The organism is Qipengyuania gaetbuli (assembly GCF_009827315.1).
GTDB lineage: Bacteria > Pseudomonadota > Alphaproteobacteria > Sphingomonadales > Sphingomonadaceae > Qipengyuania > Qipengyuania gaetbuli.
Map to the genome: position 1 here is coordinate 292823 of NZ_WTYF01000004.1, position 22815 is coordinate 315637.

A 22815-nucleotide genomic window follows, 5' to 3' on the forward strand; every position below is an offset into this window, starting at 1 on the left:
GACCGGATCGAGGCGCTGCGATCGCCAAGCCGGTGATTCGTGTCTGCAGATGCTGCACGGTGCATGGTGCGCGCTGCCGGGCCCGAAATCGCCATAGCCATGCCGTTCAACAGCGTGCTGGAAGCGAAAAGGGGTGAGTGCTTGCTCTGCATCAACCTGTACAAAATTGGGGCCTCACCGGTGTGATGAGGTGAAAACGAGCCCGGCGACCCTCTTCGTCGCGTATCAATCGCGCCGAACGGAGGCATCGGACCGTTCGTTTCGGCGCTAGCACCGTGGGTTTCGAACGGCAACCATATTGCGCATAAGGTCCGCGAAGCCTTAAGCTTTTGGTCCCATGTCTCCGCTCATGCAGATACTCGCGCCGATGCTGCTGACCCTTGCTTCTTTGGCCGGGGCGATCGGGCTTGCATGGCAGTCGGGCCTCGCGGGACCGGAGCCCGGTATCGTGCTGCGCGCCAGTCTGCCGCAGCAGACAGTCCGTGCCGAATTGCCGCAGGTGCGGGGAGCCGATTCGCTGCCGCTCATCGTCATCGACCCTGGGCACGGCGGCTTCGATCCGGGCGCGTCCGCGTCGGGATACCGGGAGAAGACGCTGGTGCTCGGCCTGGCGCGCGCGCTGCGCGACGAGATCGAATCGCGCAAGATCGCCCGGGTCGCCCTGACGCGGGACGACGATCGCTACCTGCTGCATTCGGAACGCTTCGAAATGGCCCGTCGCCTCGGCGCCGACCTGTTCCTTTCCATCCATGCCGACAGCGCGGGCGATGCTGGCGAGGTGGAAGGCGCCAGTATCTACACCCTGTCCGACCGCGCATCGAGCGCTGCAGCTGCGCGGTTCGCCGCCCGGGAGAACGCGTCCGACCGCCTTAACGGTGTCGATCTGGGCGTGACCAGCGACACGGTCAGCGACATCCTTGTGGAGCTGTCGCAGCGCCGGACGCAGGCGCAGTCCGACGAGTTTGCGCGCCTCATCCAGCGGGCCGGCGAGGGTGTGATCACTTTCCACCCGCAACCTCGTCACGCTGCTGACCTCAAAGTCCTGCGGGCGCCGGACATACCGTCCGTCCTGTTCGAAAGCGGCTACATCACGAACGAGGAAGATGCGCGCCGTCTTGCTTCGCCCGAGGGCCGGCAACGTTTCGCGCAGGTCATGAGCCGCGCGATCGCACTCTATTTCGCCCGCCGGGAGGAAAGCTGAGGCCATCCGGCTAGTTGTTGTGGCGCGCGCCGGAAATCGCGTGCTAAAGGCCCCGCTAGACTATGTTCGACAAGACTTTCCTCGAGTACGCCCGCGGTCGCCTGACCGGCGATCCGGTGCGCTTTGCAGACTGGATGCGCGAGAACTGGCATCACAACCAGCGCCTGCGCGTCCTGACCTATCTCATCGGTATCGCGGTCATGCTGCTGGTCCTCCTATGGGCTTCGCTGGCGCGCAACTTGCCCGATGCGGAAAGCCTGCTCGACTACGAAACGCCTCTGCCGACAGTCGTTCGCGGCGTCGACGGGGAGATCGTCCATTCCTACGCCCGCGAACGACGGGTGCAATTGCAGTATATCGACTTCCCTCAGCAGATGATCGAGGCGTTCCTGTCGGCCGAGGACAAAACGTTCTTCAGCCATAGCGGCGTCGACTTCACCGGCACCCTTAACGCGGTGTTCGACTACGCCACTAAATACGGTTCGGGCGAGCGTGCGGTGGGTGGTTCGACCATCACCCAGCAGGTCGCCAAGAACCTGCTGCTCGGGGACGAATACTCGGTCACCCGCAAGCTGAAGGAAATGATCCTCGCCCAGCGCATCGAACAGGTGCTGACCAAGCAGGAAATCCTCGAGCTCTATCTGAACGAAATCCCGCTCGGTCGCCGCAGCTTCGGCGTGCAGGCCGCAGCGCGCGCCTATTTCGACAAGGATGTGGACCAGCTCGAACTGCACGAGACTGCCTTCCTTGCAATCCTGCCCAAGGCGCCCGAACGTTATGGCCGCGAGCGATTCCGCGACATGGCGGTCGCCCGCCGCAATTTCGTGCTCGACCAGATGGTCGCGAACGATTTCGTGTCTGCCGCCGAAGCCGCACAGGCCAAGGCGCAGCCGCTCGGCCTCGTCCAGCAGCGCAGCGAACGCTCTGCTGATGCAGGCTACTTCCTGGAAGAAGTGCGGCGCCAGTTGATCGACCAGTTCGGCGAGACGGCGGAAGACGGCGGCAACAGCGTCTATGCCGGCGGCCTGTGGGTTCGCACCTCGCTCGACGTCGAGTTGCAGGACGCTGCGCGCGATGCGCTGCGTGCCCAGCTGCTGAGCTATCATGGCAACCGCGGCTATACAGGTCCGGTTGCGACGCTCAATCCCGACAATGGCGACCTTCACGGGCAGCTCGCCTCGTCCAACCTGTCCACCAATTACCGCAACTGGCGGATCGGCGTGGTTACGGAAGGCGGCGGTTCGCCCAAGCTCGGTCTGACCGATGGCAAGGATTATCCCCTCGCCGACGCGCCGAGCACGTTGCGTGTCGGCGATGTAGTGGCGGCCGAGCCCTCGGGCTCCGGCTACCGCCTGCGGGCCATCCCCGAGGTGTCGGGCGCGTTCCTTGCGGAAGACCCGCAAACCGGCCGCATCCTCGCGATGCAGGGCGGTTTCGACAGCCGTCTGGGTAGCTTCAACCGTGCGACGCAGGCGCTGCGCCAGCCGGGCTCGACCATCAAGCCGTTCGTTTACGCGGCGGCGCTGGACAATGGCATGACTCCGGCGACCATGGTGCCCGACCAGACCTTCTGCGTCTGGCAAGGCGCAAACCTGGGCGAAAAATGCTTCCGCAACTTCGGCGGTGGCGGCGGCGGCGAACACACGCTTCGCTGGGGCCTGGAACAGAGCCGCAACCTCATGACGGTCCACATCGCTGACGACACGGGCATGCAGAATGTCGTGCAGACGATTAAGCGGCTCGGTATCGGCGATTACGAACCATACTATTCCTTCGCGCTGGGCGCGGGCGACACCACGGTCGTCAACATGGTCAACGCCTATGCGGCGCTAGCCAACTGGGGCCGGATGAATCCCGGGACGGTCATCGATTTCGTCCAGGATCGTCGCGGCAAGGTCATCTACCGCTCCGACAAGCGCGAATGCACGGGCTGCAACATGGATGAATGGGACGGCCAGCCCATGCCGCGTTTCGAACCTTCGGGCAAACAGGTGCTCGACCCGCGCACGGCCTTCCAGATGGTGCATATGCTTCAGGGCGTCGTGACGCGTGGTACGGCGGTGCGCCTGCGCAGTCTCGAGCTGCCGATGTTTGGCAAGACCGGAACGACCAACGGCCCCACCAATGCATGGTTCGTCGGCGGCACGCCCGACATCGTGGCGGGGATGTATGTCGGTTTCGACCAGCCCCGCAATCTTGGTGGGTGGGTGCAGGGCGGCAATACCGCTGCGCCGATCATGCAGCGTTTCGTCCAGGAGACCAAAGAGCGCTGGACCGCACAGGATTTCATCGCGCCTCCCGGCATCCGCATGGTCAAGATCGACCGCCGCACCGGCAAACGCGTGTTCGAAGGAACACCCTCCAACGAGCCGACTGCGGCCGTCATTTGGGAAGCCTTCAAGCCAGACACCGAACCGCCGCGTTCGACGAGGTCCGACGAATTGGCCGCCCAGCGCGCCGAGATCCTCGAGTTGATCCGCCGGGCCCGCGAAGGCGTCCGCGCTAATACCAGCCAGACCTCGACCGTGCGCGAGGAAGGGCCCGGCGACTTCGTCGAGGAAAACGAGGGCATCTACTAGCGAGCCCCGCTTCTGCGCCGCTGCAACTTTACAATCCCGGCCCGCTCGTTAGGTGGACCGGTCAAGAGACAACAAGGAATTGTGACCATGCGTGCCGAAGGGCAGGCCCAAATCGACCGTATCGAAGCCGCTCTGGCGCTGGTCCGCCAGTCGCTCGACTGGGACCGTGCGTTGCGCCGGCTCGACGAGCTGGACGCACGCGTGCAGGACCCCAAGCTTTGGGACGACCCCAAGCAGGCGCAGGCGATCACACAGGAGCAGAAGCGCCTCGAGACCGCGATCAATACGGTGCGCGAGATCGAAAGCGAGATGGCAGACGCCATCGAGTTCGTCGAAATGGGCGAAGCGGAGGGCGACGACGAAGTCACCCGCGAAGGCCTCGAAACCCTGGCAATGCTCGCCGACCGTGCAGACCGCGACAAGGTGCAGGCGCTGCTTTCTGGCGAAGCCGACGGCAACGACACCTATGTCGAAATCCATGCAGGGGCCGGCGGCACCGAAAGCCAGGACTGGGCGGAAATGCTCTTCCGCATGTACGCCCGTTGGGCCGAACGTCGCGGTTTCAAGGTCGAGACTGTCGAGTACCAGTCAGGCGACCAGGCAGGCATCAAGTCTGCCACACTGCTGCTCAAGGGCGAAAATGCCTATGGCTACGCCAAGACCGAAAGCGGCGTGCACCGTCTCGTCCGGATCAGTCCATACGACAGCTCTGCCCGGCGCCACACCAGCTTCAGTTCTGTCTGGGTCTACCCGGTGATCGACGACGACATCGATATCGAGATCAACCCGGCCGACCTCAAGATCGATACCTACCGCGCATCGGGTGCGGGCGGCCAGCACGTCAACACGACCGATTCCGCCGTCCGTATTACCCACCAGCCGACCGGCATCGTGGTGGCGAGCCAGAACGATCGCAGCCAGCACAAGAACAAGGCCACGGCCATGAACATGCTGAAGGCCCGCCTGTTCGAACGCGAAATGGCCGAGCGTGAGGCTGCCGCTTCGGGTGAATACCAGGAAAAGAGCGAGATCGGCTGGGGGCACCAGATCCGCAGCTACGTCCTGCAGCCCTACCAGATGGTCAAGGACCTGCGTACCGGCGTTACCTCTCCGACGCCAGACGACGTTCTCGACGGCGCTCTCGATCCGTTCATTTCGGCCGCGCTTGCCCAGCGCGTGACCGGCGAGACGCTCGAGGTGGAGGACACCGAGTGAGGCTGGGCCTCGCCCTTGTCCCCTGTCTTGCCGCGCTTGCAGGATGCGATGCGCTTGGGGGCGGGAGCGGGGAAGGTACCGTTTTCCCGGCACCCGACCGCCCTGTATCGGAAGTTATCTCCTACCAGTTTTCCACCGAGGACGCGCGCGACAGCCGCGGCGAAGCGCAGAAGGTCATGGACCTCGCCGAACTCGAAGCTGGCATGACCGTGGCGGATATCGGCGCTGGGAGCGGGTATTACACCGTGCGACTGGCGCCGCGGGTCGGCGACGGCGGTCGCGTTCTGGCTCAGGACATCGATCCCGAGGCCCTGCAGTTGCTGGCCCGGCGCGTCGAGCGCCAGCGGCTCGACAATGTCTCGATCAGGCTGGGCGAACCGGCCGATCCCAAGCTGCCTGCAGACAGCTTCGACCGGATCTTCATGGTCCACATGTACCACGAGATCCAGCAGCCCTACGAATTCCTGTGGAACATGTGGCCCGCGCTTCGCAAAGGCGGGCAGGTCATCGTGGTCGATGTCGATCGCCCGACCGACCAGCACGGGATCGACCCACTGCTGCTGTCGTGCGAATTCCGCCGCGTCGGATACGAACTTGTGGCTTTCAAGGATGCCCCCGAGCTGTCGGGGTACTATGCACAGTTCAAGGCAGCGGCTAACAGGCCGGAGCCGAGCGAAATCAAACCCTGTAGAGTGGACGACGTCAACGGGGACTAGACGGTTAGAGTACGCTTTGGCGTAGAGAGAGGATTACATGAGTTTCAAGGGTTTGAGCCCCATTCTTTATGGTGGACGCGAAGTCTGGCCGCTGGTCGAAGGCGGCAAGGGCGTTTCCGCGACCAACCACGCCAGTTCCGGGGCATGGGCTGCTGCAGGGGGTATCGGCACGGTCAGCGCCGTGAATGCCGACAGTTATGACGAGGATGGGAATCCCATTCCGCAGGTCTATCCGCAGGCCACCCGCAAGGAGCGTTTCGAACAGCTCGTGCGCTACGGGATCGACGGCGCCACCGAACAGGTCCGGCGCGCCCATGAAATCTCGGGCGGCAAGGGTGCGATCAACATCAATGTCCTGTGGGAGATGGGCGGCGCTCAGCAGGTCCTCGAAGGTGTGCTGGAGAATTGCCAGGGCCTGATCACCGGAGTCACCTGCGGCGCAGGTATGCCCTACAAGCTGGCCGAGATCGCGGCCCGCTTCAACGTTCACTACCTCCCCATTGTCAGCTCGGCTCGTGCGTTTCGCGCTCTTTGGAAGCGCAGCTACTCCAAGGTACCCGAACTGATGGCCGCGGTGGTCTATGAAGATCCCTGGTTGGCAGGCGGTCACAACGGACTCTCGAACGCGGAAGACCCGACCAAGCCGGAAGATCCCTATCCGCGCGTCAAGGCGCTGCGCGAAACCATGCGTGCGGAAGGCGTATCGGAAGATACCGCTATCGTCATGGCGGGCGGCGTCTGGTTCCTGCGCGAATGGAACGACTGGATCGAAAATCCTGAACTCGGCAAGATCGCCTTCCAGTTCGGCACGCGTCCGTTGCTGACGCACGAAAGCCCGATCCCGCAGGTCTGGAAGGACATGCTCCGCACGGTCGAACCGGGCGACGTGCTGCTGCACAAGTTCAGCCCGACCGGCTTCTACTCTTCCGCGGTAAAGACGCCGTTCCTCTACGACCTGATGCATCGCTCGGAGCGCCAGATCCCGATCTTCAAGCGCGACGAGGAAGAAGGCACCGTTCCCTTGGCCGACCACGGCAAGGCCAAGTACTTCTTCGTGCACCCGGGCGACCAGCGCAAGGCGCAGGCCTGGATGCACGAAGGCTTCACCGAGGCGCTGAAGACGCCCGACAATACGGTCGTCTTCGTAACACCTCAGAGCGCCGAGCAGATCAGGGCTGACCAGCAGGGCTGCATGGGCTGCCTCTCGCATTGCCAGTTCTCGAGCTGGAAAGATCACGACGACCACACGACCGGTCGTCTTGCCGACCCGCGCAGCTTCTGCATCCAGAAGACGCTGCAAGACATCGCCCATGGCGGCGATCCGGACGAGAACCTTGCCTTTGCAGGCCACGCTGCATACCGCTTCAAGCAGGACCCGTTCTATTCGAACAATTTCACGCCGACGGTGAAGGAACTAGTCGAGCGTATCCTGACCGGCGACTGAGCCGGCCTAGCGCCAGAGCTGCATCGATCTGATCGCGTCCGGCATCGCCTTGTCGGTGTCCGGACGCGAGATCGTGCGTTCCAGGATGCGCCATTTGCGGCGCACCTTGGAGATGCGCCACACGTCCGTGAGCCAGGTTTCGCCCGACCATTCGTGATCGCCCATCGTCGCATCCATCGTCATGCGCGCGGCAAAAACCGCTATCGGACCGTGACGGCGAACATAGACGTCGTCGAAGCGATAGCCGGTGCAGCGAAAGCGCGTGGTCGCAGCTTCCAGCCAACTGGCGCGGTCGAGGATCGCAGGGCTCTTCGAACCGAGCAGGAATATGAAGTCGCGCCCGGCCAAGGCCTTCATCTGGTTGCGGTCGCGCTGCACCCAGCTGCGCATCCACAAGTGCTCCAACGCTTCGATCTTGGCGGCGAATTCATCCATGGGGCGAGCATTACAAGCCCGCCGCAGCAATGCAATGCGCTGTAATCGGTCGTTTATCGAAGACCGGTGAGAACCTGGTCCGGGGGACGGTGCCCGTCCGCCCACATTCGGATGTTGGCGATTACCTTCATACCCGAATCTTCGCGGCCTTCGCGGGTCGCGCTGCCGATGTGCGGCAGTGTCATGACGTTGGGATGGCGAATGAGCCGTGGATCGACGTTAGGTTCATCCGGATAGACATCTAGGCCTGCGCCGGCGAGGTGTCCCGCTTCGAGCGCCGCGATCAAGGCTTCGTAATCGACCAGGTCGCCGCGGGCCGTGTTGATGAGGCTCGCCCCTTCTTTCATCAGGCCGATCCTGCGCGCGTCGATGATGCCGCGGGTTTCGGGCGTTGCCGGACAGTGAAGGGTGAGGATGTCGGCCTGTGCAACGAGCTCGTCGATGCTTTCCACCCAGGTCGCGCCGAACATCCGCTCGACCGCTTCGGGCAGGCGCTTGCGGTTGTGATAGAGGATTTCTAGTCCGAAGGCGCGGGCGCGGTGCGCGACTGCCTGGCCGATACGGCCCATGCCGAGGATGCCGAGGTATTTTCCGCCCAGCTTGCGCCCGAGCATCGCGGTAGGCGCCCAGCCGGTCCATTTGCCGCTGCGGATGAGTTCCACACCTTCGCGCACGCGGCGCGGCACACCGATGATACCTGCCATGGTCAGGTCTGCCGTATCGTCGGTGAAGACGCCCGGCGTATTGGTGACGATGATCTTGCGGGCAGCCGCCGCTTTCAGGTCGAGATGCTCGGTCCCGGCACCGAAATTGGCGATGAGCCGCAGGTCAGGGCCTGCTGCCTCGATCACCGAAGCATCGATCCGGTCGGTCACGGTGGGAACGAGCACGTCGCAGTCCTGCATGGCCGCCACAATGGCGTCACGGCTCATCGGTTCGTCGGTGAGGTTGAGGTTTGCCTCGAACAGGTCGCTCATGCGCGTCTCGACGGCTGCGGCCAGATGGCGGGTGACAGTCACCCGCGGTTTGCGGTCGAGGCGCTTCTGGGGGCGGTCGGATGCGTGATCGTGATCGGTCATGTTCCGGCACCGCTACGCTTTGGTGCGGGAAACGGTCAAGCGGTGCTTGAAGCAGGTTGGGCCGCAAAGTAGACATGCGGCCATGATCGCACGCCTTTCCGCCTTGCTCGTTGCCGTACTGTTGGTTTCTTCCCCCGCGTCCGCACAGGATCGCGAAGTCCCTTACTGGGCGAGCATCCGGGCCAAGGAACTGAACATGCGCGTCGGGCCGAGCGAGGATTACAAGATCGACTGGGTCTATCGCCGCAAGGGACTGCCCGTGAAGGTCATCCGCGTGATGGAAGGGTGGCGTCTGATCGAGGATCCCGATGGTACGCAGGGTTGGGTGGTTGCCCGCCTGCTGACCGACGAACGCGGGGCGATCGTCGTGGGAGAGGGCGAAAGCGCGATTTACGCGAAGCCCGACCGATCATCGACGGTCAAATGGCGGATCGAGCCCGGCGTGGTTGGAACGCTGGGGGATTGCGACGACAACTGGTGCGAATTCGCCGTGGACAATCGCCGCGGTTACGTCCCGCAGCAGCGCTTGTGGGGCGCAGGAGAACCCTGAGCGTTACTGGGCCGCTTCCGAGCCTGGACGCTCCACGCGCCTGACCTTTCCGGAAGGCCCGCCAGCAAAGCAGGTTTCCGGATCGCTACCTTCGGGATCGTAGCAGATTTCCCCTTCGGCCAGACGCCAGGTTCCTATCTCGACCGGATTTCCTTCGCCATCGACATCGCGATAGGTGCCGTCTTCGCCGAGCGTATGAATGATGGTGCGGCCGTCTTCGAGCGTCGCTTCATAGCTGCCGGCTATGCTGGCCGGATCGGGAGCCTCGGGCTCCGAAGCTTCGTTCCCGCCAACCGGGTCGCAAGCAGCAAGGGCGAGGGTGGCGATTGCGAAAGTGGCGGCCGCAAGCCGCCGTCCCGGCAAATCACCACCCTTCATGGGGTCAGAGCAGTTCGACTGCGACAGCAGTGGCTTCACCGCCGCCGATGCATAGCGATGCGACGCCGCGCTTCTTGCCCTGCTTCTTGAGCGCGTTGAGCAGCGTGACGATGATGCGCGTGCCGCTGGCGCCGATGGGGTGGCCCAGAGCCGTACCGCCGCCGTTGACGTTAATCTTCTCGTGCGGGATGCCGATGTCGCGCATGGCAAACATGGCGACGCAGGCGAAGGCCTCGTTCACTTCCCACAGATCGACGTCGTCGGCTGACCAGCCGGCCTTGTCGAGCACCTTGGTGATCGCGCCGACCGGAGCGACGGTGAATTCCGAAGGCTCCTGCGCATGGGCGGCCATGGCGACGATCTTCGCGACAGGCTGCTGGCCATTCGCGCTCGCCACGCTTTCGCGCGTGAGTACGACCGCTGCCGCACCGTCGGAAATCGACGACGAGGTGGCGGCCGTGATCGTCCCGTCCTTCGCGAAGGCCGGGCGAAGCTGCGGGATCTTGTCGGGTTTGCCCTTGCCGGGTTGTTCGTCATGCTCGACGGTGACTTCACCGGCGCGGGTCGCGACGGTCACGGGGACGACTTCGTCGGCAAATGCACCGCTCTCGATGGCGGCATTGGCGCGGCGCAGCGATTCGATGGAATAGGCATCCATCTCTTCGCGCGTCAGCTGGTACTGGTTCGCCGTGTCCTGCGCGAAAGTGCCCATGGCGCGGCCTTCCTCGTAGGCGTCTTCCAGCCCGTCGAGGAACATGTGGTCATAGGCCGTGTCGTGGCCGATGCGGGCGCCCGAGCGGTGCTTCTTTAGGAGGTACGGGGCATTGGTCATGCTCTCCATCCCGCCCGCGACGACATAGTCGACCGTGCCGCTGGCAAGCGCTTCTGCACCCATGATGACCGTCTGCATGCCGCTGCCGCAGACCTTGTTGACGGTCGTTGCCTGCACCGACTTGGGCAGGCCGGCCTTGATCGTCGCCTGGCGGGCGGGGGCCTGGCCGAGGCCCGCGGGAAGGACGCAGCCCATGTAGGTGCGGTCGAAGGCCTCGGGCGAAACGCCCGAACGTTCGACAGCCGCCTTGACGGCCGTGGCGCCCAGGTCGGTAGCGGAAACGTCCGCGAGGGCTCCCTGCATCCCGCCCATCGGGGTGCGGGCATAGGAAAGAATGACGACGGGATCGTTTGCGCTGAACTGGGTCATGCTTGTGCTGGTCCTCTGGTTCTGGAATATCGTGCCGCAGAGATAGGCAAGGCGTCGCTGCGGCGCAACACAGACCAAGGGAGAATACGATGGCGGACGAACGGCTGGTGCGAATGGAAGAAGTCCTGCGCAAGCAGCGTGCCGCCCATCACCAGATGCGGCCAGAGCCGATGGCGCTGCGCAAGGACCGGATCGAACGCGCCAACAAGCTGCTGAAAGATCATGCCGACGAGCTGTGCAAGGCGATGAGCGCCGACTTCGGCAACCGTTCGCCGATGCAGTCGATGATGACCGACATCGTCGGGACCATCAATTTCGGCAAGTACTGCCTCAAGCGGATGGACGGCTGGGCCAAGGCCGACAAGCGCCACGTCCAGTTCCCGCTCGGCTTGCTCGGTGCGAAGGCGGAAGTGCGCTACGAACCGAAGGGCGTAATTGGCATCCTCAGCCCTTGGAACTTCCCCGTCAACCTGACCTTCGGCCCGTTGATGCAGGTCTTTGCTGCCGGCAATCGTGCGATGATCAAGCCGAGCGAGTTCACCGAAAAGACCAGCGACCTGATGAAGGAACTGGTCGAGAAATATTTCGCCGAGGATGAATGCGCCGTGTTCACCGGCGGTCCCGAAGTGGCCGGGGCGTTCTCCGACCTGCCGTTCGACCACCTCGTGTTCACCGGTTCGACTGCCACTGGCCGCAAGGTCATGGAAGCCGCGTCGAAGAACCTCGTGCCCGTCACGCTCGAGCTGGGCGGCAAGAGCCCGGTGTTCATGGGCGAGAGCGCGGACTTCGCAAAAGCGGGCGAGCGTATTGCCATGGGCAAGATGATGAACGCGGGCCAGATCTGCCTGGCGCCTGATTATCTCTATGTCCCCGAAAGCAAGCAGGACGAGGCGATTCACGGGGTCTGGCAGGGCACCGCCAACATGTATCCGACCCTGCTCGACAATGACGATTACGCCAGCGTGGTCACCGACCGGCATTTCGACCGCCTCCGGGGGCTCGTCGCCGATGCGCGTGAGAAGGGCGCCGAGGTGATCGAGGTCAATCCCGGCAACGAGGATTTTTCGAACACCAACAGTCGCAAGATGCCACTCACGATCCTCAAGAACGTGTCCGAGGACATGAAAGCGATGCAGGAAGAGATTTTCGGTCCCGTCCTGCCGGTGAAGACCTACAAGCACATCGACGAGGCGATCGATTATGTTAACGAGCATGATCGCCCGCTCGGCCTGTATTACTTCGGCCAGGATTCTGGGGAACAGTCCAAGGTTCTCACCAAGACGATCAGCGGCGGCGTGACGGTCAACGACGTGATTTTCCACGTTTCGATGGAAGACCTGCCGTTCGGCGGCGTAGGGCCGTCGGGCATGGGCAGCTACCACGGTATCGAGGGCTTCCGCGAATTCAGCCACGCGCGCAGCGTCTACACACAGCCCAAGATCGACGTTGCCAAGCTGGCCGGTTTCAAGCCGCCCTATGGCGACGCGACGCGCAAGGCGATCGACAAGATGATGAAATAGGCTGGGGAAGGGATGCGCGAATTGCACGATTCGCGCCCTTGCACCGTCACGGCTAGGGGCCTAGAGGCGCACGCAACGCGTTAAGCCCTGGGATTCATCCGTGGTCGACCTCGAACAATATCTCCCCATCCTGATCTTCCTCTTTATTGCCGTCGTGCTCTCGGCAGCCTTCGTGTTCCTGCCGATGGGTGTGGCACGGCTGACGGGTGCGCATGCGCCCAATGCCGAGAAGCTCAGCGAGTACGAGTGCGGTTTCCCCGCATTCGAAGATCCGCGCAGCCAGTTCGACGTGCGCTTTTATCTGGTCGCGATCCTGTTCCTGATCTTCGACCTCGAAGCCGCGTTCCTCTTCCCCTGGGCGGTAAGCCTTGGCGAAACCGGCTGGCCGAGTTGGATTACCATGATGGTCTTCCTCGTCGAACTGATCGTCGGCTTCGCCTACGCGTGGAAAGTCGGCGCACTGGATTGGGACTGATATGAGCCAGCAGATGACCTCCAGCCCGCTCGGGCGCGACGCGCTTGTCCAGCCGACGGCACAGCCCGGCGACATCCGCCAGCCCGACCAGGATTATTTCAACGCTCTCCAGACCGAGGTGAACGACAAGGGTTTCCTTGTCACCTCGACCGAAGACCTGTTCCAGTGGGCCCGCACCGGTTCGCTGTGGTGGATGACTTTCGGCCTTGCGTGCTGCGCTGTGGAAATGATCCACGTGAACATGCCGCGCTACGACATGGAGCGGTTCGGCGTTGCGCCGCGCGCTTCCCCGCGCCAGAGCGACGTGATGATCGTCGCCGGCACGCTGTGCAACAAGATGGCTCCGGCGCTGCGCAAGGTCTACGACCAGATGTCGGAACCCAAGTACGTCATCTCGATGGGTAGCTGCGCCAACGGCGGCGGCTACTACCATTACAGCTACAGCGTCGTGCGCGGCTGCGATCGGATCGTTCCGGTCGACATCTATGTCCCCGGCTGTCCGCCCACTGCAGAGGCACTGCTTTATGGCGTGATGCAGCTGCAGCGGAAGATCCGCCGCGTCGGGACGATCCAGAGGTAAGGGCGAAGACATGGCTACGCTTCATTCCGCGCCCCGCTTCACGCAGATCGACGGGCTCAAGGAAGAGATTTCGGCAGCGATCGGCGATGCCCTCGTGGAAGCACACGAGGAGCACGGCGAACTGCTGTTCCACGTGCGCCGTGACAGCGTCGAGCGCGTGCTCCGCACGCTTCGCGACGAGCATGAATACCAGCAGCTGATGGAAATCGCCGGGGTGGACTATCCCGACCGCGCAGAGCGGTTCGAGGTGGTTTACATGTTGCTGTCGGTGACCCGCAACAGCCGCATCATGGTCAAGTGCTGCGCCTCCGAAGATGCGCCGGTCCCGACCGTTACGACCGTCTGGCCCAACGCCGGCTGGCTCGAGCGCGAAGTATTCGACATGTTCGGCGTGCTGTTCGACGGCAACACCGACCTGCGCCGCATCCTGACCGACTATGGTTTCGAAGGGCATCCTTTCCGCAAGGATTTCCCGCTTACCGGTTATGTGGAACTGCGTTACTCCGAAGACGAGAAGCGCGTCGTGTATGAGCCGGTCAAGCTCGCCCAGGACCTGCGCCAGTTCGATTTCATGAGCCCGTGGGAAGGCGCGGATTACGTGCTGCCTGGCGATGAAAAGGCTGCCACGCCTCCGGTCAGCGAGCCGAAAACGACGGAAAGCCCCAAGCAGACCGGCGCAGGCGCAAAAACCGATGCGAAGGCTGCCGACAAGGTAAGCGCCGGTTCCCCGGCCGAGGAAGACGGCGGCAAGGATGCTCCGTCCCCCAAGCCGACCGAGGACCGTCCCGCCCGCGCAAAGCGTGCCGGCAAGGCGTCCGGCACCGCCAAGGCGACCGAACCGAAGAAGAAGGCTTCGGCCAAGAAGGCAGCACCTGCCAAGCAGAAGGCGCCTGCCAAGCGCAAGCCCGCCGCTAAGAAGAAGGACGCCGAGTGATGAAGCGCATCGTCCTTACTGCCGCTGTGCTTCTGGTTGCTGCCTGCTCGGGCCAGCAGTCGAGTGAGGAAAGCGCGGAAGACTTCGCCAGCCGGATCGGCAGCGACAGCACTGCTGCGCGCGACAACCCGCAGGCCGCGGCAGAAATGCCCAACACCGCGCAGGCTGTCCCGCCTGCTGGTGCCGACGTGACCGCGCTGCAGCAACTGCGCGACATTGGCGGGGTCGATCTTGGTCAGCGCGACGGCGGTTGCACCTTCATGGAAGGCAATCGCGAGATGATCATCGCCAGCGGGTCGAACGATCGCGCCCTGCCGGGCAAGGCGGTTATTCGCGTCGGTGGCGGCCTGACGGTTCTCGATGCTCCTCCCGGCGGCCTGTCGGCTATACGGGCAGGAACGACATTCACGGGTGAAGGTGTAACGGTGCAGGTCGCTCCTGCGGCCGGCGATGCAGCCTCGCGCCCGGCAAACGTAAGCGTGACAGGGGCGGACGGAAAGTCGGCTACCTATTCCGGAAAGTGGATTTGCGCATGAGCAGTGCCTTCCAGATCGAGGAATCGCCGACCACCGGCGACGAGGTCATCACCAATTACACGATCAATTTCGGGCCCCAGCACCCTGCGGCTCACGGCGTGCTGCGCATGGTCATGGAACTCGATGGCGAGATCATCGAGCGGATCGACCCGCACGTGGGCCTGCTGCACCGCGGCACCGAAAAGCTGATCGAGCACAAGACGTACCTGCAGGCGCTGCCGTATTTCGACCGCCTCGACTACTGCTCGCCGCTGGCGCAGGAATACAGCTACGTCCTCGCGATCGAGAAGCTGCTCAACGTCGAGGTGCCGGAGCGTGCACAGTATATCCGCGTGCTGTTCGCCGAACTGACCCGCATCTGCAACCACATGCTCAACATCGGCGCGCACGTCATGGACGTCGGCGCGATGACGCCGAACCTGTGGGTGTTCGAACTGCGCGAAGACTGCATGAACTTCTTCGAGCGGATGAGCGGTGCGCGCATGCACCACGCTTACCTGCGTCCGGGCGGCGTCCACCAGGACGTGCCGGAAAAGCTGTTGGTCGATATCGGCGAGTGGCTCGACACGCGCCTGCCCGAACTGTTCGGCGATGCGATGAGCCTCGTGCTCGACAACCGCATCTTCAAGCAGCGCAACGTCGATATCGCCGTGGTGAGCAAGGAAGACGCGCTGGCCTGGGGCTTCTCCGGCCCGATGATCCGTGCCGCCGGCATTCCGTGGGACCTTCGCAAGTCGCAGCCCTACGACGTTTACGACCGGATGGAATTCGACATTCCCGTGGGCACCAATTCGGACTGCTACGACCGCTTTGTCGTGCGCGTGAAGGAAGTCTACGAGAGCGCGAAGATCATCAAGCAGTGCCTTGCGCAGATGCCGACCGGCCCGATCGCCAGCAGCGACCGCAAGGTTTCGCCGCCCAAGCGCGCCGAGATGAAGCAGTCGATGGAAGCGCTGATCCACCACTTCAAGCTCTATACCGAAGGCTTCCACGTCCCCGCGGGCGAAGTCTATGTCGCCACCGAAAGCCCCAAGGGCGAATTCGGCGTCTACCTCGTCAGCGACGGCTCCAACAAGCCGTACCGCTGCAAGATACGCCCAACGGCCTTCAGCCACCTGCAAGCAATGGATTTCATGAGCAAAGGCCACATGCTGCCCGATGCCACCGCCATCCTCGGCGCCATCGATGTCGTGTTCGGGGAGTGTGACCGCTAATGGCTGACCGTACCCCCTCACCCGACACCCCCGAGCTGCGCGAGCGTTGGGGCGGCTTCGAATTTACCGAAGCCTACCGCGAGAAGGCGGACCGCGCTATTGCGCGCTATCCCGAAGGGCGCCAGCGCTCTGCAGTGATGCCGCTGCTCGACCTAGCCCAGCGCCAGGTCGGTGAAGAGACGAACACGCAGGGCTGGCTGCCGCTGCCGGTGATCGAATATGTCGCCGACTATCTCGACATGCCGGTCATCCGCGTGCTCGAGGTCGCAACCTTCTACTTTATGTACAATCTGAAGCCGGTCGGCAGGTACCACGTACAGGTCTGCGGCACGACGCCGTGCATGCTGCGCGGCTCGGACGGCCTGTTCGAGGCCTGCAAGAAGCGCGGCATGAAGAAGGGCGAGGTGTCGGAAGACGGTCTGTGGACCCTCACCGAAGTCGAATGCATGGGCAATTGCGCCACCGCGCCGATGGTCCAGATCAACGACGACAATTACGAGGATCTCACGCCCGAACGCCTCGACGCCGTGCTCGATGCGCTGGCCAAGGGTGAACAGCCCAAGACCGGCACGCAGGAGCCTGGTCGCCACACGTCGGAACCGGCCGGCGCGCTCAGCACGTTGAACGACATGGTCTCTCAAAACCACGACTACCGGGGTGATTGGTGATGGAAAAGACGACCAATTACCGTGGTTTGGGAATGGCTTTTATGGCCATGGGCGTCAGCCTGAGTGTCTCTTTTGCGTTGACGCTCGGCCCTGCATTCATGGGCATCGGCGCTGCATTCTTCGTGCTAGGACTGGTGTTCCTGAACAAGGGCAAGGACGGGGGGCAATCCGATGGATAGCAATCTCGTCTACATCCTCGTCGCGCTGGTCCTGATCGTGGTCGCGTGGAAAGTCTTCAAGGGCATCGTCAAGACGATGGTCCTCGCGGCGATCCTTATCGCCGCTGCAATCTTCGTATTCGGAGGGTTCGCCTGATGCTTGCCGACAAGGACCGCATCTTTACCAACCTCTACGGCTTCCAGGATTGGGGCCTGAAGGCGGCGCAGCAGCGCGGCGACTGGGATGATACCAAGTCGCTGATCGGTCGCGGCCACGAGAATATCATCGAGGAAATCAAGGCCTCGGGTCTGCGCGGCCGCGGTGGTGCAGGATTCCCGACCGGCCTCAAGTGGTCGTTCATGCCGAAGGAAAGCAAGGACGGTCGTCCGAGCTTCCTCGTCATCAATGCCGACGAATCCGAACCCGGTTCGTGCAAGGACCGCGAGATCATCCGCCACGATCCGCACAAGCTGATCGAAGGTGCGCTGGTCGCCGGTTACGCCATGCGGGCGAGGGCGGCCTATATCTACATCCGCGGCGAATATATCCGCGAGGCGGAGACGCTTCAGGCCGCGATCGACGAGGCCTATGATGCCGGACTGATCGGCAAGAACGCATCGAAGTCGGGCTATGACTTCGACGTGTTCCTGCACCGCGGCGCGGGCGCCTACATCTGCGGCGAAGAAACCGCGATGATCGAGAGCCTCGAAGGCAAGAAGGGCCAGCCGCGCCTCAAGCCGCCGTTCCCGGCCGGCGCTGGCCTCTACGGGTGCCCGACTACGGTCAACAACGTGGAATCCATCGCCGTCGTCCCGACCATCCTGCGCCGCGGCGCAAATTGGTTCGCAAGCTTCGGCCGCGAGAACAACAAGGGCACCAAGCTCTTCCAGATCAGCGGCCATGTGAACAAGCCCTGCGTGGTCGAGGAAGCGCTCTCGATCCCGTTTAGCGAGCTGATCGAAAAGCACTGCGGCGGCATTATCGGTGGCAAAGACAACCTCCTCGCCGTGATCCCCGGCGGTTCTTCGGTTCCGCTGGTCCCGGCCGAGCAGATCTGGGATGCGCCGATGGATTTCGACGGCCTGCGTGACCTCGGTTCCGGCCTCGGCACTGCCGGCGTTATCGTGATGGACAAGTCGACCGATATCGTCCGCGCGATCAGCCGCCTCAGCTATTTCTACAAGCACGAGAGCTGCGGCCAGTGCACCCCCTGCCGCGAAGGCACGGGCTGGATGTGGCGCATGATGGAGCGCCTGCGCACCGGCGATGCGGCGATCGAGGAGATCGATATGCTTCAGCAGGTTACGAAGCAGGTCGAAGGTCACACCATCTGCGCCCTGGGTGACGCGGCCGCATGGCCGATCCAGGGCCTCATCCGCCACTTCCGCCCCGAGCTCGAGCGCCGGATCAACGAACACAACGCCAAGTTTGCCGAGGCAGCCGAATAATGCCCAAGGTTATCGTAGACGGACAGGAAATCGAGGTTCCGGACGGCGCGACCGTCCTCCAGGCCTGCGAACTTGCGGGTAAGGAAATCCCGCGTTTCTGCTATCACGAGCGGCTCTCGATTGCCGGCAACTGCCGCATGTGCCTGGTCGAAGTGAAGCCCGGACCGCCCAAGCCGCAGGCCAGCTGCGCGCTCCCCGCGACCGAAGGCCAGGAAATCCGCACCGACACGCCGATGGTGAAGACCGCGCGCGAAGGCGTGATGGAATTCCTGCTCATCAACCACCCGCTTGATTGCCCGATCTGCGACCAGGGCGGCGAATGCGACCTGCAGGACCAGTCGGTGGCCTATGGCCGCGGCGGCTCGCGCTATCACGAGAACAAGCGCGCCGTGACCGAGAAGTACATGGGCCCGCTGATCAAGACGGTCATGACCCGCTGCATCCATTGCACCCGCTGCGTGCGCTTCTCGGAAGAGATCGCCGGCGTGGACGAAATCGGCGCGCTGTATCGCGGCGAGGACATGCAGATCACGACCTATCTCGAGCAGGCAGCCGAGCACGAGCTGTCGGCCAACGTGATCGACCTTTGCCCGGTCGGCGCGCTCACCTCGCGTCCCTATGCCTTCGAAGCCCGTCCGTGGGAGTTGAAGAAGACGCTGAGCATCGACGTGTCGGATGCTGTCGGCGCCAATATCCGCCTCGACAGCCGCGGCCGCGAAGTCATGCGCGCGCTTCCGCGCATCAATGACGACGTCAACGAGGAGTGGATTTCCGACAAGGCGCGCTACCAGGTCGACGGCCTCGGCAAGCGCCGCCTCGACAAGGTCTTCATGCGCAAGCGCGGCAAGCTCCAGCCAGCAAGCTGGGACGAGGCCTTCAAGGCAATCGCCAAGCAGCTCAAGTCCGATACCTCGAGTATCGCCGCGGTTGCAGGCGACATGGTCGATTGCGAAACGATGTTCGCGGCCAAGTCGCTGCTCAAGGCCTGCGGTTCCTCGCTGGTCGAAGGCCGCCAGACCGGCATGGACTACGACGTTTCCAGCCTCGCGGCCGTCAACTTCAACTCGACCTTCGCAGGTATCGAGAATGCCGATGCCGTCCTGATCGTCGGCAGCCACATTCGCTGGGAAGCGCCGCTCGTCAACGTGCGTATCCGCAAGGCGGTGAAGCGCGGCGCCAAGGTCTTCGTGGTCGGTCCGCACTGGGAAACCACCTATCCGGCCGAATTCCTCGGCAATGACCTCGGCGTGCTGAACAGCCTGCCCAAGGAAGTGTCGGACGTCTTCACCAAGGCAGAACGTCCCGCGGTTATTGTCGGCGGCGCGGCTCTCAAGGGTGCGCATGGCAAGGCTCTGGCGCTGGCAAGCGAATGGGGTGCGGCCTTCAACGTGCTGCACTTCAGCGCAGCCCGCATGGGCGGCCTGATGCTCGGTTTCGCGCAGAAGGGCGGCATGACCGATCTTGCCAAGGCGGCGCCCAAGGTGCTGCTCGCGCTCGGCGCGGACGAGATGGATTTCGAACCCTTCGCCGACAGCCTCAAGGTCTATATCGGCCATCACGGCGATCGCGGTGCGCATGCTGCGGACATCATCCTGCCCGGTGCCAGCTATGCCGAGAAGGACGGGACCTACGTCAACACCGAAGGCCGCGTGCAGTTTGCCGAAAAGGCCGTCTTCGCCCCCGGCGACGCGCGCGAGGACTGGACGATCCTTCGCGCTCTGGCCGATGCCCTGAAGGTCGACGTCTGTTTCGACAGCTTCGACCAGCTCCAGTCGGCCATGATTGCCGCTGTTCCGGCGCTGGGTGAAGAAGGCCTCGCAGATTACGGCGCACTGCCAAAGGCCGATGCCAAGGCAAAGGCCGAAGGCGTCCTGTCGGCGTACCCGATCAAGGACTTCTATCTCACCAACCCGATCGCCCGCGCCAGCGAGGTCATGCGGCGCTGTTCGGCAGAACTGCTCCACGGCGGCGAACTGGCGGAGGCAGCGGAATGACCGAATTCTTCCAATCCCTCGGCATGAGCTACGAATGGGCATGGGGCGTTGCCACCCTTGCCGGTATCCTGCTCATCGCATTGCCGCTGATGCTGGCCGTCGCGATGATCATTTACGTCGACCGCAAGGTCTGGGCGGCGATCAACCTTCGCCGCGGCCCTAACGTCGTCGGCCCCTTCGGCCTGCTGCAGAGCTTTGCGGATGGCCTGAAGGTCTTCCTGCAGGAAACCGTTATTCCGAGCGCTGCGAACAAGGGGATCTTCATCCTTGCCCCCATCGTCACGTTCACCGTGGCCCTGGCGGCCTGGGCGGTGATCCCGTTCAGCGCGGAAGCCGTGCTGGCGGATATCAATGTCGGCCTGCTCTACATCCTCGCGATCAGTTCTCTGTCGGTCTACGGCATCATCATGGCGGGCTGGGCTTCGAACTCGAAGTACCCGTTCTTCTCGGCCATGCGCGCTTCGGCTCAGATGATCAGCTATGAAGTCTCGATCGGCTTCATCCTGGTCTGTGTCGTGCTGTTCGCTGGCACGTTCAATCTCAACGACATCGTGCGTGCGCAGGAAGGCTTCGGCCTCGGCGTCATCAACGCCTATGTCGTGCATCCGCTGCTCTTCCCGATGTGGGTGCTGTTCTTCATCTCGAGCCTTGCCGAAACGCAGCGCGTTCCCTTCGACCTCACCGAGGCGGAGAGCGAGCTGGTGGCCGGATACCAGACCGAATACAGCTCGATGAGCTTCGCGCTCTTCTGGCTCGGCGAATATGCCAACATCCTGCTCATGTGCATGCTCAACGCGCTGCTGTTCTGGGGCGGTTGGCTGCCGCCGGTCGACTGGGAGCCGCTTTACGCTGTCCCGGGCATCGTCTGGCTGCTGCTGAAGGCGTTCTTCTTCTTCTTCATGTTCAGCTGGGTCATGGCGACCGTGCCGCGCTACCGCTACGACCAGCTGATGCGCCTGGGCTGGAAGGTCTTCCTGCCGATCAGCCTGCTGTTCGTCGTCGTAATCTCCGGTTACCTTATGGCAACCGGCCACTTCGGAGCCGCCGCATGAGCGTCGCCCACCTCATCAAGTCGTTCACCCTGTGGGAGTTCGTGAAGGCGCACGCCCTCACGCTGAAGTACTTCTTCAAGCCGAAGGTGACGATCAACTACCCGTTCGAGAAGAACCCGCTGAGCCCTCGTTTCCGCGGCGAGCATGCCCTGCGTCGTTATCCCAACGGGGAAGAGCGCTGCATCGCCTGCAAGCTGTGCGAGGCGGTCTGCCCGGCACAGGCCATCACGATCGAGGCCGAACCGCGCGAAGACGGCAGCCGCCGCACGACGCGCTACGACATCGACATGACGAAGTGCATCTACTGCGGCTTCTGCCAGGAAGCCTGCCCGGTCGATGCGATCGTCGAAGGTCCGAACTTCGAATACGCAACCGAAACCCGCGAGGAGCTGCTCTATGACAAGGCCAAGCTGCTCGCCAATGGTGACAAGTGGGAGCGGGCAATCGCCGCGAACCTTGAAGCCGACGCACCCTATCGCTAACCGCGCCGCAACCGAATCCGGGGCATCATGATCCAGACTTTCGCCTTTTACATGTTCGCGATCATCGTGATTGCTTCCGCCGTGATGGTCATCACGGCGCGCAATCCGGTGCATTCGGTCCTGTGGCTCATCCTGGCATTCTTCAATGCCGCCGGCCTGATGGTTCTCGTCGGTGCGGAATTCATCGCGATGCTGCTGGTCATCGTCTACGTCGGTGCAGTCGCCGTGCTGTTCTTGTTCGTCGTCATGATGCTCGACATCGACGTCGCGGCGATGCGCGCAGGGTTCATCAAGAACTTCCCGCTCGGCATCGTGGTGGCGCTGGTGCTGCTCGCAGAACTCGTGCTCGGCATCGGTGCTTACAATGTCGGTGCAATCGAGCTTGGCATGCCTGCTGCTGCAGATGCACCGGCGATGGCAGAAAGCAACACTGCGGCCATCGGGGCGCTGCTCTATACGCGCTATATCTTCCTGTTCGAGGTGGCAGGCATCGTGCTGCTGGTCGCCATGATCGGCGCAATCGTGCTGACGCACCGCCCGTCCAAGTCGAAGCGCGGTCAGCAGGATATCGGCAAGCAGGTCCGTCGCCGTCCCGACGAAGCGACAATCATGAAACAACCCGAAGTGGGCAAGGGGATCGAACTGTGATCGCCATCGAACACTATGTCATCGTCAGCGCGATCCTGTTCGTGCTGGGCGTGCTGGGCATCTTCCTCAACCGGAAGAACATTATCGTCATCCTGATGGCGATCGAGCTCATCCTCCTGGCGGTGAACATCAACCTCGTCGCCTTCAGCGCTTTCCTCGGCGATCTGGTCGGGCAGGTCTTCGCGATGTTCGTCCTGACCGTTGCCGCTGCCGAAGCGGCCATCGGCCTCGCCATTCTCATGATCTACTTCCGTGCACGCGGCACCATTGCGGTCGACGATGCGAACCGGATGAAGGGATAAGCACC

At 63.0% G+C, this 22815-nt stretch carries 25 protein-coding genes; 21 read left to right on the plus strand and 4 right to left on the minus strand.

Annotated elements, in window-relative coordinates:
• Positions 1 to 367: 367 nt before the first annotated feature.
• The 5 genes from GRI42_RS03755 (at position 368) to GRI42_RS03775 (ending at position 7155) form a co-directional block, all read left to right on the plus strand.
• Complete coding sequence (locus GRI42_RS03755) at positions 368 to 1201, plus strand: N-acetylmuramoyl-L-alanine amidase family protein (RefSeq protein ID WP_234033819.1); 834 nt, start codon at positions 368 to 370, stop codon at positions 1199 to 1201.
• A gap of 62 nt (positions 1202 to 1263) precedes the next feature.
• Positions 1264 to 3780 carry a penicillin-binding protein 1A gene (locus tag GRI42_RS03760; RefSeq protein ID WP_170289997.1) on the plus strand — a complete coding sequence of 839 codons (2517 nt, stop codon included), beginning with the start codon at positions 1264 to 1266 and terminating at the stop codon, positions 3778 to 3780.
• 87 nt (positions 3781 to 3867) lie between these two features.
• Positions 3868 to 4995 carry a peptide chain release factor 2 gene (gene prfB / locus GRI42_RS03765; protein ID WP_160607019.1) on the plus strand — a complete coding sequence of 376 codons (1128 nt, stop codon included), beginning with the start codon at positions 3868 to 3870 and terminating at the stop codon, positions 4993 to 4995.
• Positions 4992 to 5711 carry a class I SAM-dependent methyltransferase gene (locus GRI42_RS03770; RefSeq protein WP_160607020.1) on the plus strand — a complete coding sequence of 240 codons (720 nt, stop codon included), beginning with the start codon at positions 4992 to 4994 and terminating at the stop codon, positions 5709 to 5711. The genes prfB and GRI42_RS03770 overlap by 4 nt, the downstream gene beginning before the upstream one ends.
• 37 nt (positions 5712 to 5748) lie before the next feature.
• Positions 5749 to 7155, plus strand: a complete 1407-nt coding sequence (locus GRI42_RS03775; RefSeq protein WP_160607021.1) for an NAD(P)H-dependent flavin oxidoreductase — start codon at positions 5749 to 5751, stop codon at positions 7153 to 7155.
• A gap of 6 nt (positions 7156 to 7161) precedes the next feature.
• On the opposite strand, the gene GRI42_RS03780 is transcribed toward GRI42_RS03775, so the two are convergent.
• Both GRI42_RS03780 and GRI42_RS03785 read right to left on the minus strand, forming a co-directional pair.
• The gene (locus tag GRI42_RS03780) at positions 7162 to 7590 is read right to left on the minus strand and encodes a nuclear transport factor 2 family protein (RefSeq protein WP_160607022.1); all 429 of its coding nucleotides are present in this window, start codon (positions 7588 to 7590) and stop codon (positions 7162 to 7164) included.
• 53 nt (positions 7591 to 7643) lie between these two features.
• A complete protein-coding gene (locus GRI42_RS03785; protein WP_160607023.1) occupies positions 7644 to 8669 on the minus strand; it encodes a 2-hydroxyacid dehydrogenase in 1026 nt (341 codons plus the stop codon).
• A gap of 82 nt (positions 8670 to 8751) precedes the next feature.
• Between GRI42_RS03785 and GRI42_RS03790 the strand changes: the two genes are divergently transcribed.
• Positions 8752 to 9219, plus strand: coding sequence for an SH3 domain-containing protein (locus GRI42_RS03790; RefSeq protein WP_160607024.1), 468 nt, complete (start codon positions 8752 to 8754; stop codon positions 9217 to 9219).
• Between the two features lie 3 nt (positions 9220 to 9222).
• On the opposite strand, the gene GRI42_RS03795 is transcribed toward GRI42_RS03790, so the two are convergent.
• Positions 9223 to 9636, minus strand: a complete 414-nt coding sequence (locus tag GRI42_RS03795; protein WP_234033821.1) for a hypothetical protein — start codon at positions 9634 to 9636, stop codon at positions 9223 to 9225.
• The gene (locus GRI42_RS03800; RefSeq protein WP_160607026.1) at positions 9602 to 10798 is read right to left on the minus strand and encodes a thiolase family protein; all 1197 of its coding nucleotides are present in this window, start codon (positions 10796 to 10798) and stop codon (positions 9602 to 9604) included. Before GRI42_RS03800 ends, GRI42_RS03795 begins: the two co-directional genes overlap by 35 nt.
• Before the next feature lie 89 nt (positions 10799 to 10887).
• On the opposite strand from GRI42_RS03800, the gene GRI42_RS03805 reads away from it, so the two are divergent.
• The 15 genes from GRI42_RS03805 (at position 10888) to nuoK (ending at position 22810) form a co-directional block, all read left to right on the plus strand.
• Positions 10888 to 12318, plus strand: a complete 1431-nt coding sequence (locus GRI42_RS03805) for a coniferyl aldehyde dehydrogenase (RefSeq protein ID WP_199800421.1) — start codon at positions 10888 to 10890, stop codon at positions 12316 to 12318.
• A 100-nt stretch (positions 12319 to 12418) separates the two neighbouring features.
• Entirely contained in the window at positions 12419 to 12793 is a 375-nt protein-coding gene (ndhC, locus tag GRI42_RS03810) for an NADH-quinone oxidoreductase subunit A (RefSeq protein ID WP_160607027.1), read from the plus strand.
• 13 nt (positions 12794 to 12806) lie between these two features.
• Positions 12807 to 13373, plus strand: coding sequence for a NuoB/complex I 20 kDa subunit family protein (locus GRI42_RS03815; protein WP_199800490.1), 567 nt, complete (start codon positions 12807 to 12809; stop codon positions 13371 to 13373).
• Positions 13374 to 13383: 10 nt separating this feature from the next.
• Positions 13384 to 14307: an NADH-quinone oxidoreductase subunit C gene (locus tag GRI42_RS03820; protein ID WP_160607028.1), complete on the plus strand. Its 924-nt coding sequence runs from the start codon at positions 13384 to 13386 to the stop codon at positions 14305 to 14307.
• Positions 14307 to 14843, plus strand: a complete 537-nt coding sequence (locus tag GRI42_RS03825) for a hypothetical protein (protein WP_160607029.1) — start codon at positions 14307 to 14309, stop codon at positions 14841 to 14843. Before GRI42_RS03820 ends, GRI42_RS03825 begins: the two co-directional genes overlap by 1 nt.
• Complete coding sequence (locus tag GRI42_RS03830) at positions 14840 to 16057, plus strand: NADH-quinone oxidoreductase subunit D (protein WP_160607030.1); 1218 nt, start codon at positions 14840 to 14842, stop codon at positions 16055 to 16057. The genes GRI42_RS03825 and GRI42_RS03830 overlap by 4 nt, the downstream gene beginning before the upstream one ends.
• Positions 16057 to 16725, plus strand: a complete 669-nt coding sequence (locus tag GRI42_RS03835; RefSeq protein WP_160607031.1) for a complex I 24 kDa subunit family protein — start codon at positions 16057 to 16059, stop codon at positions 16723 to 16725. Before GRI42_RS03830 ends, GRI42_RS03835 begins: the two co-directional genes overlap by 1 nt.
• The gene (locus GRI42_RS03840; RefSeq protein WP_199800422.1) at positions 16725 to 16904 is read left to right on the plus strand and encodes a hypothetical protein; all 180 of its coding nucleotides are present in this window, start codon (positions 16725 to 16727) and stop codon (positions 16902 to 16904) included. The genes GRI42_RS03835 and GRI42_RS03840 overlap by 1 nt, the downstream gene beginning before the upstream one ends.
• The gene (locus GRI42_RS13810) at positions 16897 to 17040 is read left to right on the plus strand and encodes a hypothetical protein (protein ID WP_170289998.1); all 144 of its coding nucleotides are present in this window, start codon (positions 16897 to 16899) and stop codon (positions 17038 to 17040) included. Before GRI42_RS03840 ends, GRI42_RS13810 begins: the two co-directional genes overlap by 8 nt.
• Positions 17040 to 18332, plus strand: a complete 1293-nt coding sequence (gene nuoF, locus GRI42_RS03845) for an NADH-quinone oxidoreductase subunit NuoF (protein WP_160607033.1) — start codon at positions 17040 to 17042, stop codon at positions 18330 to 18332. Before GRI42_RS13810 ends, nuoF begins: the two co-directional genes overlap by 1 nt.
• Positions 18332 to 20326, plus strand: coding sequence for an NADH-quinone oxidoreductase subunit NuoG (gene nuoG, locus GRI42_RS03850; protein WP_160607034.1), 1995 nt, complete (start codon positions 18332 to 18334; stop codon positions 20324 to 20326). Before nuoF ends, nuoG begins: the two co-directional genes overlap by 1 nt.
• Positions 20323 to 21378 carry an NADH-quinone oxidoreductase subunit NuoH gene (nuoH, locus tag GRI42_RS03855; protein ID WP_160607035.1) on the plus strand — a complete coding sequence of 352 codons (1056 nt, stop codon included), beginning with the start codon at positions 20323 to 20325 and terminating at the stop codon, positions 21376 to 21378. Before nuoG ends, nuoH begins: the two co-directional genes overlap by 4 nt.
• On the plus strand, positions 21375 to 21860 hold the full coding sequence (nuoI, locus tag GRI42_RS03860) for an NADH-quinone oxidoreductase subunit NuoI (protein ID WP_160607036.1): 486 nt from the start codon (positions 21375 to 21377) through the stop codon (positions 21858 to 21860). The genes nuoH and nuoI overlap by 4 nt, the downstream gene beginning before the upstream one ends.
• Positions 21861 to 21887: 27 nt before the next feature.
• Positions 21888 to 22508, plus strand: a complete 621-nt coding sequence (locus tag GRI42_RS03865) for an NADH-quinone oxidoreductase subunit J (protein WP_160607037.1) — start codon at positions 21888 to 21890, stop codon at positions 22506 to 22508.
• Positions 22505 to 22810, plus strand: coding sequence for an NADH-quinone oxidoreductase subunit NuoK (nuoK, locus tag GRI42_RS03870; RefSeq protein ID WP_160607038.1), 306 nt, complete (start codon positions 22505 to 22507; stop codon positions 22808 to 22810). The genes GRI42_RS03865 and nuoK overlap by 4 nt, the downstream gene beginning before the upstream one ends.
• The last annotated feature ends 5 nt before the right edge of the window (positions 22811 to 22815 follow it).

Excerpts from the sequence above, each read along its gene's own strand:
- GRI42_RS03755 (WP_234033819.1), top strand. The coding sequence starts at position 368 with ATGCTGCTGACCCTTGCTTCTTTGGCCGGGGCGATCGGGCTTGCATGG.
- GRI42_RS03760 (WP_170289997.1), top strand. The coding sequence starts at position 1,264 with ATGTTCGACAAGACTTTCCTCGAGTACGCCCGCGGTCGCCTGACCGGC.
- prfB (WP_160607019.1), top strand. The coding sequence starts at position 3,868 with ATGCGTGCCGAAGGGCAGGCCCAAATCGACCGTATCGAAGCCGCTCTG.
- GRI42_RS03775 (WP_160607021.1), top strand. The coding sequence starts at position 5,749 with ATGAGTTTCAAGGGTTTGAGCCCCATTCTTTATGGTGGACGCGAAGTC.
- GRI42_RS03780 (WP_160607022.1), bottom strand. The coding sequence starts at position 7,590 with ATGGATGAATTCGCCGCCAAGATCGAAGCGTTGGAGCACTTGTGGATG.
- GRI42_RS03785 (WP_160607023.1), bottom strand. The coding sequence starts at position 8,669 with ATGACCGATCACGATCACGCATCCGACCGCCCCCAGAAGCGCCTCGAC.
- GRI42_RS03790 (WP_160607024.1), top strand. The coding sequence starts at position 8,752 with ATGATCGCACGCCTTTCCGCCTTGCTCGTTGCCGTACTGTTGGTTTCT.
- GRI42_RS03800 (WP_160607026.1), bottom strand. The coding sequence starts at position 10,798 with ATGACCCAGTTCAGCGCAAACGATCCCGTCGTCATTCTTTCCTATGCC.
- GRI42_RS03805 (WP_199800421.1), top strand. The coding sequence starts at position 10,888 with ATGGCGGACGAACGGCTGGTGCGAATGGAAGAAGTCCTGCGCAAGCAG.
- GRI42_RS03815 (WP_199800490.1), top strand. The coding sequence starts at position 12,807 with ATGACCTCCAGCCCGCTCGGGCGCGACGCGCTTGTCCAGCCGACGGCA.
- GRI42_RS03820 (WP_160607028.1), top strand. The coding sequence starts at position 13,384 with ATGGCTACGCTTCATTCCGCGCCCCGCTTCACGCAGATCGACGGGCTC.
- GRI42_RS03825 (WP_160607029.1), top strand. The coding sequence starts at position 14,307 with ATGAAGCGCATCGTCCTTACTGCCGCTGTGCTTCTGGTTGCTGCCTGC.
- GRI42_RS03830 (WP_160607030.1), top strand. The coding sequence starts at position 14,840 with ATGAGCAGTGCCTTCCAGATCGAGGAATCGCCGACCACCGGCGACGAG.
- GRI42_RS03835 (WP_160607031.1), top strand. The coding sequence starts at position 16,057 with ATGGCTGACCGTACCCCCTCACCCGACACCCCCGAGCTGCGCGAGCGT.
- GRI42_RS03840 (WP_199800422.1), top strand. The coding sequence starts at position 16,725 with ATGGAAAAGACGACCAATTACCGTGGTTTGGGAATGGCTTTTATGGCC.
- GRI42_RS13810 (WP_170289998.1), top strand. The coding sequence starts at position 16,897 with ATGGATAGCAATCTCGTCTACATCCTCGTCGCGCTGGTCCTGATCGTG.
- nuoF (WP_160607033.1), top strand. The coding sequence starts at position 17,040 with ATGCTTGCCGACAAGGACCGCATCTTTACCAACCTCTACGGCTTCCAG.
- nuoG (WP_160607034.1), top strand. The coding sequence starts at position 18,332 with ATGCCCAAGGTTATCGTAGACGGACAGGAAATCGAGGTTCCGGACGGC.
- nuoH (WP_160607035.1), top strand. The coding sequence starts at position 20,323 with ATGACCGAATTCTTCCAATCCCTCGGCATGAGCTACGAATGGGCATGG.
- nuoI (WP_160607036.1), top strand. The coding sequence starts at position 21,375 with ATGAGCGTCGCCCACCTCATCAAGTCGTTCACCCTGTGGGAGTTCGTG.
- GRI42_RS03865 (WP_160607037.1), top strand. The coding sequence starts at position 21,888 with ATGATCCAGACTTTCGCCTTTTACATGTTCGCGATCATCGTGATTGCT.